Source organism: Streptomyces sp. NPDC006798, assembly GCF_040635975.1.
GTDB lineage: Bacteria > Actinomycetota > Actinomycetes > Streptomycetales > Streptomycetaceae > Streptomyces.
This window is the reverse complement of the sequence record NZ_JBEYIS010000076.1, coordinates 1-15,447: the sequence shown is the minus strand read 5'-3', so window position 1 is coordinate 15,447 and position 15,447 is coordinate 1. Positions and strand designations below refer to the sequence as shown.

At 73.6% G+C, this 15,447-nt stretch carries 15 protein-coding genes and 7 tRNA genes; 11 read left to right on the top strand and 11 right to left on the bottom strand.

The genetic code is table 11. The annotated features are described in order from the left end of the window. Positions 1–26: 26 nt before the first annotated feature. The 5 genes from ABZ714_RS32220 to ABZ714_RS32200 form a co-directional block, all read right to left on the bottom strand. Positions 27–98, bottom strand: a tRNA-Val gene (locus ABZ714_RS32220). A gap of 57 nt (positions 99–155) precedes the next feature. Then, a tRNA-Val gene (locus ABZ714_RS32215) sits at positions 156–227 on the bottom strand. 21 nt (positions 228–248) lie between these two features. Continuing rightward, positions 249–320 (bottom strand) — tRNA-Val (locus tag ABZ714_RS32210). A gap of 1 nt (position 321) precedes the next feature. Next, a tRNA-Cys gene (locus tag ABZ714_RS32205) sits at positions 322–395 on the bottom strand. Between the two features lie 36 nt (positions 396–431). Beyond that, positions 432–504, bottom strand: a tRNA-Gly gene (locus tag ABZ714_RS32200). Between the two features lie 233 nt (positions 505–737). Here ABZ714_RS32200 and ABZ714_RS32195 point away from each other — a divergent pair. Genes ABZ714_RS32195 through ABZ714_RS32185 form a run of 3 tightly spaced genes read left to right on the top strand, consistent with a single transcriptional unit; the run spans position 738 to position 3,102 of the window. Beyond that, positions 738–1,844, top strand: a complete 1,107-nt coding sequence (locus ABZ714_RS32195; protein ID WP_358828900.1) for a chorismate-binding protein — start codon at positions 738–740, stop codon at positions 1,842–1,844. Beyond that, positions 1,844–2,674, top strand: a complete 831-nt coding sequence (locus ABZ714_RS32190) for an aminodeoxychorismate lyase (RefSeq protein WP_358828899.1) — start codon at positions 1,844–1,846, stop codon at positions 2,672–2,674. The genes ABZ714_RS32195 and ABZ714_RS32190 overlap by 1 nt, the downstream gene beginning before the upstream one ends. Positions 2,675–2,721: 47 nt before the next feature. Next, positions 2,722–3,102 carry a GNAT family N-acetyltransferase gene (locus ABZ714_RS32185; RefSeq protein WP_358828898.1) on the top strand — a complete coding sequence of 127 codons (381 nt, stop codon included), beginning with the start codon at positions 2,722–2,724 and terminating at the stop codon, positions 3,100–3,102. Positions 3,103–3,128: 26 nt separating this feature from the next. On the opposite strand, the gene ABZ714_RS32180 is transcribed toward ABZ714_RS32185, so the two are convergent. After that, a complete protein-coding gene (locus tag ABZ714_RS32180; RefSeq protein ID WP_358828897.1) occupies positions 3,129–3,677 on the bottom strand; it encodes a DsbA family protein in 549 nt (182 codons plus the stop codon). A gap of 268 nt (positions 3,678–3,945) precedes the next feature. Between ABZ714_RS32180 and ABZ714_RS32175 the strand changes: the two genes are divergently transcribed. After that, positions 3,946–4,419, top strand: coding sequence for a hypothetical protein (locus ABZ714_RS32175; protein WP_358828896.1), 474 nt, complete (start codon positions 3,946–3,948; stop codon positions 4,417–4,419). A gap of 144 nt (positions 4,420–4,563) precedes the next feature. Then, complete coding sequence (locus ABZ714_RS32170; RefSeq protein ID WP_358828895.1) at positions 4,564–4,737, top strand: hypothetical protein; 174 nt, start codon at positions 4,564–4,566, stop codon at positions 4,735–4,737. 118 nt (positions 4,738–4,855) lie between these two features. Here ABZ714_RS32170 and ABZ714_RS32165 read toward each other — a convergent pair whose 3' ends face one another. Both ABZ714_RS32165 and ABZ714_RS32160 read right to left on the bottom strand, forming a co-directional pair. Beyond that, positions 4,856–5,428: a CGNR zinc finger domain-containing protein gene (locus tag ABZ714_RS32165; RefSeq protein WP_358828894.1), complete on the bottom strand. Its 573-nt coding sequence runs from the start codon at positions 5,426–5,428 to the stop codon at positions 4,856–4,858. 187 nt (positions 5,429–5,615) lie between these two features. Further along, the gene (locus ABZ714_RS32160) at positions 5,616–6,029 is read right to left on the bottom strand and encodes an SsgA family sporulation/cell division regulator (RefSeq protein WP_003959770.1); all 414 of its coding nucleotides are present in this window, start codon (positions 6,027–6,029) and stop codon (positions 5,616–5,618) included. Between the two features lie 193 nt (positions 6,030–6,222). On the opposite strand from ABZ714_RS32160, the gene ABZ714_RS32155 reads away from it, so the two are divergent. Together ABZ714_RS32155 and ABZ714_RS32150 are read left to right on the top strand one after the other, a co-directional pair. Beyond that, positions 6,223–6,717: a TIGR02611 family protein gene (locus ABZ714_RS32155; RefSeq protein WP_358828893.1), complete on the top strand. Its 495-nt coding sequence runs from the start codon at positions 6,223–6,225 to the stop codon at positions 6,715–6,717. 107 nt (positions 6,718–6,824) lie between these two features. Next, positions 6,825–6,896 (top strand) — tRNA-Val (locus ABZ714_RS32150). Between the two features lie 101 nt (positions 6,897–6,997). Here ABZ714_RS32150 and ABZ714_RS32145 read toward each other — a convergent pair. Next, complete coding sequence (locus ABZ714_RS32145) at positions 6,998–9,463, bottom strand: hypothetical protein (RefSeq protein WP_358828892.1); 2,466 nt, start codon at positions 9,461–9,463, stop codon at positions 6,998–7,000. Between the two features lie 622 nt (positions 9,464–10,085). On the opposite strand from ABZ714_RS32145, the gene ABZ714_RS32140 reads away from it, so the two are divergent. Beyond that, entirely contained in the window at positions 10,086–10,541 is a 456-nt protein-coding gene (locus ABZ714_RS32140) for an SRPBCC family protein (RefSeq protein ID WP_358828891.1), read from the top strand. Between the two features lie 39 nt (positions 10,542–10,580). Further along, positions 10,581–10,652: transfer RNA gene (locus ABZ714_RS32135), tRNA-Val, on the top strand. 22 nt (positions 10,653–10,674) lie between these two features. On the opposite strand, the gene ABZ714_RS32130 is transcribed toward ABZ714_RS32135, so the two are convergent. After that, positions 10,675–11,415, bottom strand: coding sequence for a 3'-5' exonuclease (locus tag ABZ714_RS32130; RefSeq protein WP_358828890.1), 741 nt, complete (start codon positions 11,413–11,415; stop codon positions 10,675–10,677). A 540-nt stretch (positions 11,416–11,955) separates the two neighbouring features. On the opposite strand from ABZ714_RS32130, the gene thrS reads away from it, so the two are divergent. Next, positions 11,956–13,932 (top strand): threonine--tRNA ligase, encoded by a 1,977-nt coding sequence (gene thrS / locus ABZ714_RS32125; protein WP_358828889.1) that lies wholly within the window; start codon positions 11,956–11,958, stop codon positions 13,930–13,932. Positions 13,933–13,946: 14 nt separating this feature from the next. Here thrS and ABZ714_RS32120 read toward each other — a convergent pair whose 3' ends face one another. Next, positions 13,947–14,681, bottom strand: coding sequence for an ion channel (locus ABZ714_RS32120; protein ID WP_358828888.1), 735 nt, complete (start codon positions 14,679–14,681; stop codon positions 13,947–13,949). 64 nt (positions 14,682–14,745) lie between these two features. On the opposite strand from ABZ714_RS32120, the gene ABZ714_RS32115 reads away from it, so the two are divergent. Then, a complete protein-coding gene (locus tag ABZ714_RS32115) occupies positions 14,746–15,303 on the top strand; it encodes an HIT domain-containing protein (RefSeq protein ID WP_358828887.1) in 558 nt (185 codons plus the stop codon). Positions 15,304–15,447 lie beyond the last annotated feature (144 nt).

Genomic DNA, 15,447 nt, shown 5'->3' with positions numbered 1-15,447 from the left:
AAAAGGCGACCGGGGTTCCGGAGGTGTGCGCGATACTGGGATTGAACCAGTGACCTCTTCCGTGTCAGGGAAGCGCTCTCCCGCTGAGCTAATCGCGCGGGAACCGACCGGGAGGACGAGCCCGCCGGAAGGCGTACAGGGCCGTGCGGCCCGCGTGCGCGATACTGGGATTGAACCAGTGACCTCTTCCGTGTCAGGGAAGCGCTCTCCCGCTGAGCTAATCGCGCGGGGGATCCCGAAGGATCCGGTGGACGATACTGGGATTGAACCAGTGACCTCTTCCGTGTCAGGGAAGCGCTCTCCCGCTGAGCTAATCGTCCTTGGAGGTGGAGACGGGATTTGAACCCGTGTAGACGGCTTTGCAGGCCGTTGCCTCGCCTCTCGGCCACTCCACCCGGAGTGCGGGGGCTCGGGAAGATCCCCCAACATCGAGCGGACGACGAGATTCGAACTCGCGACCCTCACCTTGGCAAGGTGATGCTCTACCAACTGAGCCACGTCCGCCTGTCGTTTCCGATCCGCTTCCGCGTCCCGGCGACGTGTTGAACTCTAGCGGATTCCCGGGCCAGCACAAAAACGCGTTTCCGCAGCGTGCTGACGTGTGTTCGCCCCGCAGTCGTCCGGAGGCCGTCCGCGGTACGCCGCCGGGGCGGCTTCCGGGGCGGCGCCGGTTCCGGACGGCGGCCGGCGCCTCGGCAGTCCCGGACCCCATCCGCCCCGGTCATAGACTCGACACCGTGCACCACCACCCTCCGCTCGCCCGATTCGGGCATCTGATCGCCACCGGTCTGCGGGACGTCACCCACGATCCCGGGGCCCTGGACTCCGCGGGCTTCTGGGCCGTCTCCGCGGACTTCGAGGGCCGGATCACCTGTGCCCGGTTCGCGGACGTCCGGACCGGACCGGTGCCGCCGCCCGTCCCCGGCCGCTGGCGCGGGCCGGACGCGGCCGACTGGACCTCGTCCCTCGGCCGCGACGCCTACACCGCGGGTGTCCGCCGGATCCGGGAACACATCGCGGCGGGCGAGGTCTACCAGGCGAACCTCTGCCGGGTGCTCTCAGCTCCGCTGCCGGAGCGGGGGGAGCGGGCCGATGTCGACGCGCTCACCGCCTTGCTCGCCCTGGGCAACCCCGCCCCCTACGCAGGAACGATTCGCCTGCCCGGTCACGGGGTGGAGATCGCCACCGCTTCGCCCGAGCTGTATCTCCGCCGCTCCGGGACCACTGTCGAGTCCGGGCCGATCAAGGGCACCGGCCGGACGGCGGCCGATCTGCTGGAGAAGGACCACGCCGAGAATGTGATGATCGTCGACCTGGTCCGCAACGACCTGGGCCGGGTCTGCGCCACCGGCTCGGTCACGGTGCCCGAGCTGTGCGCCGTCGAACCCCACCCCGGACTGGTCCACCTGGTCTCGACCGTCCGCGGCGAGCTGCGGACCGGAAGCGGCTGGCGCGACCTCCTCGACGCCACCTTCCCGCCCGGCTCCGTCACCGGCGCGCCCAAGTCCAGCGCCCTGCGGATCATCGAGGCGCTGGAGACCGCGGACCGGGGGCCGTACTGCGGCGGCATCGGCTGGGTCGACGCCGACCGGGGCCGGGCCGAGCTGGCCGTGGGCATCCGCACCTTCTGGATCGACCGGGCCGACCAGGACCGCCCCCTGCTGCGGTTCGGCACCGGCGCCGGGATCACCTGGGGCTCCGACCCCGACCGCGAATGGGCGGAGACCGAGCTGAAGGCCCGCAGACTGCTCGCGATAGCGTCGGGCGACGATGGTGCGGCAGCACCGGCGGGGGGAGCCGGGAATCCGGCCCCGGCCGCCCTGAACGCGGAAGGACGGTATTGATGAAGCTGTGGGTGGACGGCGCGCTGAGGGACGCCGGAGAGGCCAGGATCTCCGTACTCGACCACGGTCTCACCGTCGGCGACGGGGTCTTCGAGACGGCCAAGGCCGAGCACGGGCGGGCCTTCGCCCTCACCCTCCACCTCGAACGCCTCACCCGCTCCGCCCGCGGACTGGGCCTGCCCGACCCGGACCACGACGAGATCCGGCACGCCTGCGCGGCCGTCCTCGACGCCAACCCGGTCGACCTGGGACGGCTGCGGATCACCTACACCGGCGGGATCTCCCCGCTCGGCTCCGACCGGGGCACCGCGGGACCGACCCTGGTGGTCGCCCTCGGCGCCGCCGCCCGCCGCCCCGACACCACCGCCGCGATCACCGTCCCCTGGGTCCGCAACGAGCGCGGCGCGCTCACCGGACTCAAGTCCACCTCGTACGCCGAGAACGTCGTCGCCCTCGCCCGGGCCGCCGAGCACGGCGCGTCCGAGGCGCTCTTCGCCAATACGAGGGGGCTCCTCTGCGAGGGCACCGGGTCCAATGTCTTCGTCGTGGTCGGCGGTGAGCTGCTGACCCCGCCGATCTCCTCCGGCGCGCTCGCGGGCATCACCCGCGCGCTGACGGTGGAGTGGACCGGGGCCACCGAGACCGATCTGCCGTTCGACGTACTGGAGCGGGCCGACGAGATCTTCCTGACCTCCAGCCTCCGCGATGTGCAGGCCGTCCACCGGATCGACGGCCGCGAGCTGCCCGGCGCCCCTGGCCCGGTCACCGCCAAGGCCGTGCGGATCTTCGAGGAGCGCGCGGCGGCCGACCCCGATCCCCGGCTTCCTTGACGCGAGAACCGGTGCGGGACCGTCCCCGGGATGGGTAGAACCACCCGGTGACGACGACCCTGCGGCCGACCGGGCCGCCACGCGAAGAGACCGGCGGCGCCCGTGCGCGCGACTACGACATCTGCGTCAACGGGCGCCGCGTCGGCGGTGTCGAGATCGCGACCCTGCCGGGCGCCGGACCCCGGACCGGCACCCTCCGGGCGCTCCATGTGGACCCCGCCGACCGGCGGCGGGGCCGGGGCACCGTGGCCGCGCTCGCCGCCGAGGAGGTACTGCGCGGCTGGGGCTGCGACACGGTCCGGGTCTCCGTACCGCCGGCCGCCGCCGAGGCGGTCCGGCTGGTCACCGCCCTCGGCTACACCGAGGACGGACCGCCGCGGTCCGGCGCCGGGGAGACCGGGGCCCTCTGGAGCAAACCCCTGCTGTGACGGGTGCGCCGGAGAACCGCGGGGGTCTATCCCGCGAGCAGCCGGTCGGCGATCTCCTCGATCCGGGCCCGCAGCCCCTCCTGGCTCTTGCCGCCGTCCAGCCGCTCGCCCCCGACGAGATACGTCGGGGTGCCGGTCACCCCGATCGCCTTGCCCTCGGCCTGGTCGGCGTCGACGGCCAGGATGTGCCGTCCGTCGATCAGCGCCGTGTCGAACTCGTCGGCGTCGAGGCCCAGTTCCCGGGCGGTCGCCAGCAGGAACTCCTCACCGCGCCGGCTCAGCCCGTCCACCCCGGCGAGCACGGCCCCGGCGTACTCCCAGCCGCGTCCCTGGACCGCCGCCTCCTCGGCGGCCTGCGCGGCGGCGAAGGCGTACTTGTGCTTCTCCAGCGGGAAGTGGCGCAGCCGTACCTCCAGCCGGTCGCCGTACCGCTCCCGCAGGGCCCGCAGATCGTCGAGGGCGGTCAGACAGTCGGGGCACTGCAGTTCGCACCATACGTCGAGGACGACGGGGACGACGGGGGCGGGCGGGACGGCGGACGGCGCGGGAACGGAGGAGGGTGTGGAGTCGTTCATACGGTGAGTCTCCCAGCCGGGCCGCCCGGCCCGGGTGAGGCCCCGCCCCTGGGACGATCCCGTCCCGGAGATCTCCCTGAGACCGGCCCGTCCCCGTGGCCCCGGCGCCGTCCGCCGGTGCAGGATGGAAGGGACACAACCGGCGAGCCCGGCGGATCGCCGCCGCGCGGCCCGGTCGGGTCGGCATGGCAGCGGTTGTTCGTTGCGCAGTGTGGAAGCCAGATGGACGGGCGCCGGTACCCGGCGCCGAACCGAGCAGGAGGACCGGATGATTGCCGAGACCATATGTTCCGCGGTGGCCGCGGCGGGCCTGGGCATCGCCGGGGTGACGGCGTACCGCAGGCGTTTTCTGACGGCCGCGCGGATCGCCGCGTACTCCCTGATCCCGCTCGGTCTGGTGCTCACCGGCGCGGTCGCCTGGGCGGTCGACACGGCCTTCAGCCCCACGGCATGGATCGGTTTCGGGCTGCTCGGCGGGGCGTGGGCGATGTTCATGGGCATCCGGGGTGTGGAGCGGCGCAAGGGTCTGCCCGGCCGTAAGGAGCGCCGGGCGGCGAAGGCGGCGGCCCGGCGGGACGCCGTGGCGCCCGCCGCCTCGGCCCCGTCGCTCGGCGCCGGACAGGCCCGGCCGGGGAAGCGGCCGAAGCCGGCCGGAGCCGCGGGCGCCGGCAAGTCGTCCGGCGGGGGCGCGGGCGAGGACTTCAGCGATATCGAGGCGATCCTCAAGAAGCACGGCATCTGACGGCCCGCCGAGGCGCCGTTTCTGTACCGGTCGGTCGGAACTTCTCAAGGGGTGAGACGACGGGGTGGGATGTGATGAACTCCCGCCCCCACTATGTGTGTTGAGCGATCAAGGGGCCGCGCTCTGCGTCATCATCACCCCGAGATGCTCGATACCTCGCGGGGGAATCCCGTACCGACACCAGAGCCGCAGCAGCCGCAGCCGCAGGAGCCCCGGGGCTGTCTCTTCGCGCTCTCCCAGCCGCCGCTGATGATCTTCCTGACGGTGATCGGCGTGCTGTTGCTGATGGCCGCCGTCCATGATCTGTTCCTGTTGTGAGCGCCTGCCCGGGGGCCGCGGGTGCCGGTGGTCTGCCGTCGGAACCGGAACCGGAACCGGAACGGGAACCGGACTCGTACCGCGCCCGCGTGAACGGTCTCCGCGCGGCCGGGTCCGCTCAGCCCGCCGCTTCCTTGCGGCGGGCCCGGTAGGCGGCCACATGGAGCCGGTTGCCGCAGGTCCGGCTGTCGCAGTAGCGGCGGGAGCGATTGCGGGACAGATCGACGAAGGCCCGGCCGCAGTCCGGCGCCTCGCAGCGCCGCAGCCGTTCCTGCTCGCCCGCGACGACGATGAAGGCGAGGGCCATCCCGCCGTCCGCCGCCAGATGGTCGGCCACCGACGCGCCCGGCGCGAAGTAGTGGACGTGCCAGTCGTAGCCGTCGTGGTCGGTCAGCTGGGGAGTGGTGCCCGCCTCGGCGACCAGATCGTTCACCAGCTCCGCCGCGGCTCTCCGCTCGGAGGCGGCGAAGATCTCCGCGAACCGGTCCCGGACCCGGCGGACGGCGTGCAGATCGCGGCCGCCCAGCTCGCCCACGTCACTGATGGAGTGCGCCTGTACGAAGGTGTCGAGGGCGGCCACGTCCACCAGCCCCTCCTCGGTGACCCCGGCGCCGTGATCGTCCTGCGGCGCCGTGTTCACCAGGTCCACCACCATGTCGAGGGCGAATCTGGTGTCGTGAGGGATCAGCACGATGCGCTCCATGGCCTGCCGCGGGCCGGTGCCCGCCGAATTCCGGTGCACTCTAGCGGTTCGCCCCGGAACGCAGCGGTGCCGTCACCGCGCGGACGCGGTGACGGCACCGGTGTGTCACATATGGGGGGGTCCGCTCGGCGCCGTCTCCCCGAGTAGGACGGCGCCGGGCGGGTCCCGGCCTGCCTCAGCTCTCGGCCAGGATGTGGGACAGTTCCGTGTCGAGATCGAAGTGGCGATGCTCGGTACCCGGTGGCACCGCGGCGTCGGTCCGCTTCAGGAACGATTCCAGGGCCCGGGCCGGGGCCTCCAGCAGGGCTTCGCCCTCCGGAGAGCTCAGCGCGATGCAGACGACGCCCTGACCGTGACTGCGGGACGGCCAGACCCGGACGTCGCCGGTGCCGGTGGGCCGGTGCAGCCCCTCGGCGAGCAGATCGCGGGCGAAGACCCATTCGACCGTCTCTTCGGCTCCGGTGTGGAAGGTGGCATGCACGGCATAGGGATCGGCCGTGTCGTACCGCAGGCCCGCGGGTACAGGCAGTGATGACTCGCTCGACACAACGAGGCGCAGGTGCAGCTCGCAGCTGACCGTGGTGTTCATAAGCGCCAGGGCCTTTCGCTCAGTGTGCGCTCGGGGATTCGCACGTCGGCGAAATCGACATGCCACCTACGGTGTCGTTGTAAACCCCTCTGACCGTTTTGTGATCCTTCATGTCGCTCGTACGGCCCTGCATTACTTTGCGTTATACGTCCAATCCGGTGAACCGGGAAGGTGATCCGGTACGTTTGAGTGCATGAAAACGGAGAGCGAGCGGGGGGAGAACCTGGTGACTCGGGACTCGGCTTCCGTGACGGGGGCGGCGGGGGCCGCCGACGGCGCGCCCGGTGCGGGCAAGGGCACGGAGGGGCAGCCGGAGCCGGTACTCGGCTCCAAGGCGCCGGCCTTCATCAAGCGGTCGAGGGCGCTCCATCTGAGCTGGCAGGTCGGGGTGTTCCTGGTCGGCCTGGCGGTCGTCGGCGCGGGCGTCGCGATGCTGGTCCTGCCCGGCCCCGGCTGGGTGGTGATCTTCGCAGGTATGGCGATCTGGGCGACCGAGTTCGTCTGGGCGCAGCTGGTGCTCCGCTGGACCAAGCGCAAGGTGAGCGAGGCGGCGCAGCGGGCCCTGGATCCCCGCGTCCGGCGGCGGAACATCATCCTCACCTCGATCGGTGTGGCCATCTGCGCCGTACTGGCCGGGATCTACCTCTGGAAGTTCGGCATCGTGATGCCGTGGAAGATCGACGCGTAGCGCCGCGCGGTCCCGGGCCGACGGGCCGCCCGGCCGGTGGGTGACCGCCGTCCGACCGGGTGGTCCGGAGCCCCTCTGACATGGGGTAATGTTGGCGACGCGTTCCCGGGCGATTAGCTCAGCGGGAGAGCGCTTCGTTCACACCGAAGAGGTCACTGGTTCGAACCCAGTATCGCCCACAACACCGGCCGGGGCCGGTCCGCGAGAATCCGCGGACCGGCCCCGGCCGCTTTCCGTTCCGGCCCCGGGAGCCCGGGACCGGAACGGACCATCGGGGCGCCTACCGCATGCGGTGGACCGTGTCGCGCAGCCGGCGGGCGTCGTGCAGCCGCTGCTCGTAAGTGGCGCCCGTGACCAGGAGCAGCAGACCCGCGAGCGCCGGCGGCAGCCAGCGGGGGAGTGCCCCCATGGCCTGCACCGCGTACGGCGCCAGCTCGCGGAGCGCGACCAGGGCCAGCACCGCCGCGCCGAGGATCAGCGGCGCCTGGAGGCGGCGGTGGGCGCCGGTGAGGGTGATCGCCAGGGCCGCCAGGCCCAGCAGCAGCGGCCGGGTCCAGCCCGGGTCGCCCCAGGCCGTGTGGAGGCTCGGCAGCAGGGTCGCGGCGAGTCCGGGGCCGTACGCCGCCCAGGACGAGGTCGCCGGGGTACGGCGCCGCAGCAGGACGCCGAGGGCGAGGGCCGGGACCGAGACCGGCAGCGTGTACGCCTCCGGGACCGTGATCTCCCAGGCGGCCAGCCGGACCCAGGTCGCCAGCAGGAACAGCGCCGCCGCCGTGCCCCCGGCCGGGAGCCGCCGCTCGGGGCGGAGCGCCGTGGCCGCCGCCAGCGACCCGGCGAGCCCCAGCAGTACGGAGATCATCGGCAGATCCCCCGACGCCAGCAGCAGCGCCACCGTCGTCACCAGCGCCGCCGTCGCCTCCAGCGGGACGGCCGGGGCCGCGGACCGGCGGGCGGCGACCGCGCACAGCGCCCCGGGCACCACCATCAGCAGCAGCCCCGACCAGGACGCCGACAGCTCCGCCGCCCGCGCCCCGGCCAGCAGCAGCCAGGAGCCGAACAGGGCCGCCGCGACCGCGTACCCGGTCCGTACCGCCACTCCCGCCCGGGCCGCGGCGGCCCCCGCCACCAGCGCCGCGACCACCGAGCCCAGGACCACGAAGGTCGCGGTCCGGTCGGCCGAGGCCAGCCCGCCGGCCGCCGCCGCGCCCAGCAGCCCGCAGACCGGCACCACCGGGCCCGTCACCGGCGACCGTACGAGGGCGCCCAGGGCCAGCGCCGCCAGGGTGAGCACCAGCCCGTAGCCGACGGCCGCCGGGTACGCCATCGACACGGCCGCCGGAACCGTGGCCAGCGCCGCCCACAGCAGCCCGGCCGCGACCCCCGGGGCGACGAGCCGCCCGGTCTCCCCGGCCTCCGGCGCCACGGTCGGCTCCGTCTCCGGCGCCTCCGTACGGGGCCGCTCGTCCGTCCACCGTCCGTACCGGGCCAGCGCCCCCGCCACCAGCAGCAGCGTCACCGGCGCCGCCGAGAAGAACACCACCGGAAGCTCCGTACCCACCGCCGCGTACGCGTCGTCCGGCGCGCCCCGCCACAACCCCGGCAGGGTCGTCACCGGTCCGGCCAGCGCCAGCACCGTCAGCGGCAGCGTCAGTACGAGCGCGCCGCCCAGGACCCCCGCCGCCGCCCCGCGCAGCCCCCGCGCCACGTCCGCGGGCAGCCGGGCCGGGACCGCGACGAACAGCACCGCCGCGATCAGCGCGTACGCGGTCACCGCCCAGCCGACCGGCACCGCTGCCCGTACCGGACCGCCCGCGGCGGCCGTCAGGGCGAGACCGGCGGCCACCGCCCCCGGCACCGCCGCCCGGGTCCCGGGACGGGCCGCGTACAGCGCCACCGCCGCCAGTACCGTCAGCCGCGCCCCCGGACCGAGCGCCGCGCCCGGCGACCCCGCCAGGGCCGAGGCGGCGACGCCGTCCGCCGCCGCCCAGCCGCCCGTCGCCACGGCGAAGGCGGCCGCCAGGGGCCGGACGACCGGGTGCGACAGCCGGACGGCGATCGCGACGTCGAACGCGGCGGTCGCCGTCAGGGCCGCCGTCACCAGCCCGCCGTCCGCCGCCGACGCCCAGAGCACCAGCGGCAGTTGGGCCGCCGCCACCGCCGCGGGCAGCGGCACCGCGAGACCGGGCAGCGCCCGGCCGTACGCCGCCCACGCCACCGCCAGCACGGCCGCCGCCGACCCCGTGTACCCGACCGGGTCGCCGCCGCCGAGCCCGATCTGCCGCAGGGCGTAGGCGTCCAGCACGGTCAGCACCAGCCCGAGCCCGGCCACCGCCTCGGCCGTGGCCGTCAGCCCGCGCCGCCGCAGCACGACCGGCAGCCCCAGCGCGGCCGTCGTCAGCACCGCGAGTACGGCACCCCGCCCGGCGATGCCCAGCGACCCCCAGCTGACCACCGTGAACGCGACGGCGGCGATCGCCAGCAGCGTCCCGCCGAGCGCCAGCAGCACATTCCGGGCACCGGGCCCGGAGACGTCCGCCACCGGCCCGGTGGGATCGGCGGGACGGGGTACGGACCAGCCACCGGTGCCCGCCGCCCGGGCCCGCGGCGCGGCGGGCCCGGAGATCCGCGAGATCAGCCAGGCACGCCGCAGCAGCAGCTGCCCGCGATGGGCTTCCAGCCGGGCCAGCTCGCGGTCGACGAGAACGAGTTCGTCGGCGGGCGGCAGCGGCGGTGAGGACGAGGTCATGCCCGGAGTCTGACCGGGGGCCCGGCGCCCGGCATCGGCCCGGCTACTCAGACGGGCCTGAGTAGTTCTGGGCGACCTGGGGCCGGTCAGTGCCCGGCGCCTCGGCTCTCCGGGACCCGCCCGGCGCCCTCAGGTCGTCTGCGGTCTGCCGACCGTGGGTGGCTTGTCGCGCAGTTCCGCCCCCTATGCCTTCGGCTATGGGGGGACCCCCAGCGCCTTGGCTCTCCCGGGCACCGTCCCACTGCCCGGGTCGCGCCCGGCGCCCTGATGTTGTCGGCGGTCTGCGGACAGCCGTGGCCGGTCGCGCAGTTCCCCGCGCCCCTAAATGCTCTCCCCGGCACCGCCCCTGAAAGGGTTCCCGGCCTTGGAGGGCCCGTCTCCCCGGAGGGACGGTCAGGAGGGCAACCAGGGGCGCGGGGAACTGCGCGACCAGCCCACGACGGCGTGCGGTCGAAACTCCTCCGGCGGAGGCACTGTCCCCTGCCCGGAGGGCGCTCGCGGGGCGCGGGCCGCCGACGACGTCGGGCCGCCGGGCGCGGCCCGGTCCGCCGGGGGAGGCCCACCGACAGGCCCGTACCTCGTGGCGCGCCCCGCCCGGCGGGGCACGGCGCAGACTGGACCCATGGACTGGTTCCGCTACCGCTTCCACTGCGTCTGGGACATCGACGCCCCGCCCGAAGCCGTCTTCGCGGCGCTCGCCCGGCCCGCGGACTACCCCCGCTGGTGGCCCCAGGTGCGGGCCGTCACCGATCTCGGGGACGGCCGGGGCTCGGCCCGGTTCCGGTCGCTGTTGCCGTACGAACTCGCCGTCACCGCCCGCGCGGTGCGCCGGGACCCGGAGTCCGGGGTGCTCCAGATCGACCTCCGCGGCGATCTGGAGGGATGGGCCCGCTGGACCGTCGGCCCGCGCGGCCCCGGGACCCGTGCCGTGTACGACCAGGAGGTGGAGATCCGGCGGCCCCTGATGCGGCGGCTGGCCGTGCCGTGCCGTCCCCTGTTCCGGGCCAACCACACCGTCATGATGCGCGCGGGCCGGGCCGGGCTCGGGCGCTATCTGGGGAGCGGGTTGTCGATTTGAAGGCGGGCGCCGGCTGCCTGTATCGTTCGGTGCGTTCCCGGGCGATTAGCTCAGTGGGAGAGCGCTTCGTTCACACCGAAGAGGTCACTGGTTCGAACCCAGTATCGCCCACCGGGAGAAGGCCGGTCCGTCGTCATGACGGACCGGCCTTTCCGTTTGCCGTCCAAGGCTCCGCGCGGGCCTCGGCGGGCAGTTCGGACCGGAGCGGCCAGGCCGGATCCACCGCCCGCTCCGTACCGGCGCGGGCGGACCAGGTCTCCATGCCGCGCGCCCCCGCCGCGTGCCACACCCCCTGGAGCGTATGCAACTCGGCCGCCGACAGGCGCTCCAGCCGGGCCGCGAACCGCCGCCCCACCGCCCGGGCCGGCTCCAGCGCCGCCACCGCGTCCGCCGCCGCCCCGGGCGGCCCGTCCGGCGCCACCCCGTACTGTCCGCAGAGATCGCCGAGCGCCCGGCCGCCCTTGCGGTAGCGGTCCAGATGCCGGTCCAGGACCAGCGGGTCCAGAACGCAGAGCGGGACGGTCTCCGGCGCCCGGGGGAGCGACGAGGCGCGGTGGCGGCGGAGTTCGCGGTCGAGCAGCGTCAGAGCGAACGGCGCGTTCACCACCACCAGCGGCCGGGCCGCCGCGCACCGGCGGACCAGGGCCCGCGCGATCTCCTCCACCACCGGTGCGGGCCACCGGCCCTGGCCCCGGGGCCGGTCACCGGGCGGGACCGGCACCCCCGGATCGACCGGCCGGCGGACCACCTCGGGACGCGCCCCGGGCGACTGCCGCATCACCAGGGCGGCGGCCGCGATCCGGTCCCGCTCGGCGTCCGGCCCGGTCGTCTCCGCGGTGAAGGCGGCCAGCGGGCCGTCGAACCAGCACGCCATGCCGAACTCCTCGCACCCGTACGGCGAACGGCACTTCCTCCGCCGCATCGGTGATCCCGGCCCCTCCGCCGCGTACGCGAGCCGTCGGCAACCCGCGGGGCGGGAACGATTCCTGGCGGTCCGTCACCGCGGCCGGGGCACCGGAGCCCCCACGGCCCGGCCCCCCGGGGCTCCGGCCGGAGCTGCCCCGCCCTGCCGTCGGCGGCGTCACCGGGGTCCGCCGGGCGCCGCCGTCCGGCCGCGCCCGGCGACCCGGCGCGGGCCGGGCCACCGGGGTCGATCTGCTCGACGCCCTCGCCGTCCCCGCTCCGGCATGCCGACGCCGCGCCCACGGCATCCCCGCCGTCCCGGCGGACCGGCCCCGCCCCGCCCCGGCCGGGGCCGGGGACAGGCGGCCCCGCCCGGCCCCCCGCCGCTCAGAGCCGTACGTCCCGCCCCGGCCGCCGGGCAACCGTTTCGCGGCCGGGGCCCCCGGCTCGGTACGATTCAGGGGCGCCCGGTGTCCGCCGGCGCGCCGCATTCCGCAGTCAGGAGAGACCGGTGTCAGACGTCCGTGTGATCATCCAACGCGATTCCGAGCGGGACGAGCGCGTGGTGACTACGGGCACGACGGGCGCCGACCTCTTCGCCGGTGAGCGTTCCGTGATCGCCGTCCGGGTCGCCGGCGAGCTGAAGGACCTGGCGTACGAGCCCGCCGACGGCGAGACCGTCGAGCCGGTCGAGATCTCCTCCCCGGACGGTCTCGACATCCTGCGCCACTCCACCGCCCATGTCATGGCCCAGGCCGTGCAGGAGCTCTTCCCCGAGGCCAAGCTCGGGATCGGTCCGCCGGTCAAGGACGGCTTCTACTACGACTTCGATGTCGAGAAGCCGTTCACGCCCGAGGATCTCAAGGCCGTCGAGAAGAAGATGCAGGAGATCCAGAAGCGCGGCCAGCGCTTCGCCCGCCGGGTGGTGACCGACGAGGCCGCCCGTGAGGAGCTGGCCGGGGAGCCGTACAAGCTGGAACTGATCGGGCTCAAGGGCTCCGCCTCCAGCGACGACGGCGCGGACGTCGAGGTCGGCGCCGGTGAGCTGACCATCTACGACAACCTCGACGCCAAGACCGGCGAGCTGTGCTGGAAGGACCTCTGCCGGGGCCCCCACCTGCCCAGCACCCGCGCCATCCCGGCGTTCAAGCTGATGCGCAACGCCGCCGCCTACTGGCGGGGCAGCGAGAAGAACCCGATGCTCCAGCGCATCTACGGCACCGCCTGGCCGACCAAGGACGAGCTGAAGGCGCATCTCGACTTCCTCGCCGAGGCCGAGAAGCGCGACCACCGCAGGCTGGGCTCCGAGCTGGACCTGTTCTCCGTACCCGACGAGATCGGCTCCGGCCTCGCCGTCTTCCACCCGCGCGGCGGCATCGTCCGCCGGGTGATGGAGGACTACTCCCGCAAGCGGCACGAGGAGGAGGGGTACGAGTTCGTCTACACCCCGCACGCCACCAAGGGCGCCCTCTTCGAGAAGAGCGGCCACCTCGACTGGTACGCCGAGGGCATGTACCCCCCCATGCAGCTCGACGGGGGTACGGACTACTACCTCAAGCCGATGAACTGCCCGATGCACAACCTGATCTTCGACGCGCGGGGCCGCTCCTACCGCGAACTGCCGCTGCGGCTGTTCGAGTTCGGCACGGTCTACCGGTACGAGAAGTCGGGCGTCGTACACGGTCTGACCCGGGCCCGCGGCTTCACCCAGGACGACGCGCACATCTACTGCACCCGTGAGCAGATGGCCGAGGAGCTGGACCGCACCCTCACCTTCGTCCTCAACCTGCTCCGCGACTACGGTCTGACCGACTTCTATCTGGAGCTGTCCACCAAGGACCCGGAGAAGTACGTCGGCTCCGACGAGACCTGGGAGGAGGCCACCGAGGTCCTCCGCCGGGTCGCCGAGCAGCAGGGCCTCCCACTCACCCCCGACCCGGGCGGCGCCGCCTTCTACGGCCCGAAGATCTCCGTCCAGGCCCGGGACGCCATCGGCCGGACCTGGCAGATGTCGACCATCCAGCTCGACTTCAACCTGCCCGAGCGGTTCAACCTGGAGTACACCGCCCCCGACGGCTCCCGGCAGCGGCCCGTCATGATCCACCGCGCGCTGTTCGGCTCCATCGAGCGGTTCTTCGCGGTCCTGCTGGAGCACTACGCGGGCGCCATGCCGCCGTGGCTGGCCCCGGTCCAGGCCGTCGGCATCCCGATCGGCGACACGCATGTGGAGTACCTCCAGGGGTTCGCCGCCGACGCCAAGAAGCTCGGCCTGCGGGTCGAGGTCGACGCCTCGTCCGACCGGATGCAGAAGAAGATCCGCAACCACCAGAAGCTGAAGGTCCCGTTCATGATCATCGTCGGTGACGACGACATGAACGCCGGCACGGTCTCCTTCCGCTACCGCGACGGCTCCCAGGAGAACGGCGTTCCGCGCGAGGACGCCCTGCGGAAGCTGGCCCGGGTCGTCGCCGAGCGCGTCCAGGTCTGACCGGCGAGAACGCTCTAACCGAGGCCCCCGGGGGATGATCCCCCCGGGGGTTCCTCGTCCTGGTCCAGCCGGAAGCTCTGGATCAGCCAGGACGAGAACGAACCCGTCACCGCGCCCAGCAGGGCGAGCCCCCCGGCCATCATGAACGAGGCGATCGTCCGCCCCTTGGGCGTCACCGGGGTCACGTCCCCGTACCCGACCGTGGTCAGGGTGGAGCAGGTCCACCACACGGCGTCCCCGAAGGTCAGGATCGTCGCCCCGGGCGCGTACCGCTCCGCCGAGTAGACCGTCAGCGCGCCCGCGAAACCGAGCAGCGCCGCCGTCATGCCCGCGTACGCCATCACCCGGGCGTAGAGGGAGAGCCGGGCGTGCTCATGGCGGTGCTGTACGGACCCGTAGATCTCCACGATCCGCAGGGGGCGCAGCAGCGGCAGCGCCACCACGATCGCGTCCAGCAGATGCGTACGGACGAAGGAGAGCCCCCGGCCGCTGATCCACCAGCGGACCGCGAAGTCCACCACGAACATCGCCCAGGTCGAATAGGTGATCACCAGCAGGGCGTCCCGCCAGGCCCCGGGCAGATCGTCGTCGAGGACCCGGACCGCGTAGCAGCCCAGGAAGACCGTGGAGGCGAGGAAGAGGGGCACTTCCGTACGGCGGCGCCAGCGCCACATCCGCTCCTCGCGGCTCTCGGGCGGTTCGGGGCGCTCATGGGCGGGCTGCTGGCCGCCGGGGCTCGGGGCACTCACCCGACCAGGATCGCGGGACGGGCGGGACCGCCCCCGGCGACACGCGGCGCACGGCCCACGCCATATGCTGCACAGCATGACGAACGAGCCGGAGCAGCAGATCGGGGTGGGAACGCCGGACGCGTTCCAGCGCTTGTGGACGCCGCACCGGATGGCGTACATCCAGGGCGAGAACAAGCCCACCGGGCCCGAGGCCGGCGACGGCTGCCCCTTCTGCGCCATTCCGGCCAAGTCCGACGAGGACGGGCTGGTGATCGCCCGGGGCGAAGCCGTCTACGCGGTGCTCAACCTCTATCCGTACAACGGCGGACATCTCATGGTCGTACCGTTCCGCCATGTCGCCGACTACACCGAGCTGGACGACGCCGAGACCGCCGAGCTGGCGCTCTTCACCAAGCGGGCGATGACGGCGCTGCGGACCGCGTCGGGCGCCCACGGCTTCAATATCGGAATGAACCAGGGCGCCGCCGCCGGGGCCGGGATCGCCGCCCATCTGCACCAGCACATCGTGCCCCGCTGGGGCGGGGACACCAACTTCATGCCGGTCGTCGGCCATACGAAGGTCCTGCCGCAGCTGCTCGCCGACACCCGGGCGATGCTGGCGGACGTCTGGCCGGTCTGAGCCGGTCCCCGGTCCGCCGCGAGCGGACGGTGGAAGGGCGTGACATGCGGCGGGGGTGGACGATCCATGTCGTACGGCCGCCGGGGCGGGACGCCGCGGATACAGCGGGTGCCGTCGGTGAGGGCGGGGCCGGGGAGCCGGTCG